Raw genomic sequence first — 1,417 nt, 5'->3', positions numbered from 1 at the left:
AAACGGCTCGCGCTTATGGCACTGCTTGCCCACGCTCAAGACGCAGATTTCGGGTTTGTGCGCGATGCATTGGGGGTCAGCGATTCCGACCTCTCCAAGCAGGCCACTGCTCTGACTGAGGCCAGCTACATCACGGTCGCCAAGGCGGGCCGCGGGCGAGGCGGCACGACCACATTTCGAATCACCAAGCAAGGTCGCACCGCGTACGAAAAACATCGGGCCGCACTAGAAGCCTTGCTCGCGGGGAGCAATTTCAGCGTCTCGTCTGACAGCACTGTAGCTAAGGAGTCGTAGCCAGACGGCATGGCACTCATCAGGCCTCCCGAATAAGCTTCAACCATGACCGATTCACAACCACAGAACGCATCCGGCTCAGTTTCTCCGAGGATCGGCCTGCCCGGTATCGCCGCAATCTTCTTTACGCTCACGCCGATCCTCTTGATTCTCGGCTGGATGATCTTCATGGGCACCTCAAGCCGTGATTTCTTCTCCGGAGCCCCCTTTCAAGCCATGCTCGGAACGTTTTTGATCTTGATCGGCCTATTGTGCCTGTTCTCTGCGCTTCTGCTTGTGGGAGTTCGTGTCATCGCCCAACAGCACCTCAACGTGCTCGTTCAGCTCAGCAGCCCCCGCCCGGAGTAACAAACTGGGCCATTCACGGAGGAAATCTTCGTCGTGACGCAGTCGATTTGCGCGGCCCGACCACCTTCAAAAACGGGTTCTCACGCATCGAGAATGATTGCTAACGTTGCCTCACGTGAAGGAAATCAACATCGCAAACCCACACGAGTACGACCACACTCACTCGTCCTCCGCCGGGTCTGGGTGGCTTCGCGCTTCGGTGTTCGGTGCGATGGACGGCCTCGTCTCAAACACCGGCCTCATTTCAGGTATTGCCGCAGCAGGCGCTTCCCCTGGCATTATCGCGATCACCGGTATCTCGGGCCTCATCTCTGGCGCGATCTCAATGGCGCTTGGCGAATACACCTCCGTGCGGACGCAGAACGAGCAGCTTCAAGTTGAGATCGACACCGAGCGCGACGCCCTCACTCGCAATCCAGAAGGCGAGGAGGCCCGAACTCTCGATCATGTTCGAGTCGCTCGGCATGCACCCTAGTACAGCTCGCGATGCCGCTTCACAGGTGCACGCGAACACCGAACAGGCGCTCAGAGTGCACCTCGCGCACGAACTTGGCTTGAGCCCCGACGAAAAGCAATCGCCGAGGGTGGCGGCAATCGCATCTCTTGTCTCCTTTAGCGTGGGTGCGATTATCCCGGTCCTTCCGTTCCTGATCGGCTTCGGAACCCTCGGGTGGGGGCTCCTCTTCGGCGGAGTGGGTCTTCTCGCTGCGGGCTTCGCTGCCGCAAAGTTCACTGACCGCAACCCCTTCGCGAGCGCGGGCCGCCAGCTGCTCTT

The 1,417-nt window shown here is 59.5% G+C and carries 4 protein-coding genes; all 4 read left to right on the top strand.

Features of this window, described 5'->3' with window-relative positions; all coding sequences use genetic code 11:
- Positions 1-294, top strand: a 294-nt coding sequence (locus B879_RS23750) for a transcriptional regulator (RefSeq protein ID WP_040401516.1), incomplete at its 5' end; no start/stop codon positions are given.
- Between the two features lie 45 nt (positions 295-339).
- Positions 340-642 carry a hypothetical protein gene (locus B879_RS23745; protein WP_007273068.1) on the top strand — a complete coding sequence of 101 codons (303 nt, stop codon included), beginning with the start codon at positions 340-342 and terminating at the stop codon, positions 640-642.
- Between the two features lie 115 nt (positions 643-757).
- Positions 758-1,117, top strand: coding sequence for a VIT1/CCC1 transporter family protein (locus tag B879_RS23740; protein ID WP_009187187.1), 360 nt, complete (start codon positions 758-760; stop codon positions 1,115-1,117).
- A partial coding sequence (locus tag B879_RS23735) for a VIT1/CCC1 transporter family protein (RefSeq protein WP_202949671.1) occupies positions 1,089-1,417 on the top strand: 329 nt, incomplete at its 3' end. The genes B879_RS23740 and B879_RS23735, both read left to right, overlap by 29 nt.

The organism is Cecembia lonarensis LW9 (assembly GCF_000298295.1).
GTDB classification, from domain to species: domain Bacteria; phylum Bacteroidota; class Bacteroidia; order Cytophagales; family Cyclobacteriaceae; genus Cecembia; species Cecembia lonarensis.
This window is presented reverse-complemented; position numbering and strand designations above follow the sequence as displayed.

What these genes read in the sequence shown, in the direction of transcription:
- B879_RS23745 (WP_007273068.1), top strand. Translation starts at nt 340, where the DNA reads ATGACCGATTCACAACCACAGAACGCATCCGGCTCAGTTTCTCCGAGG.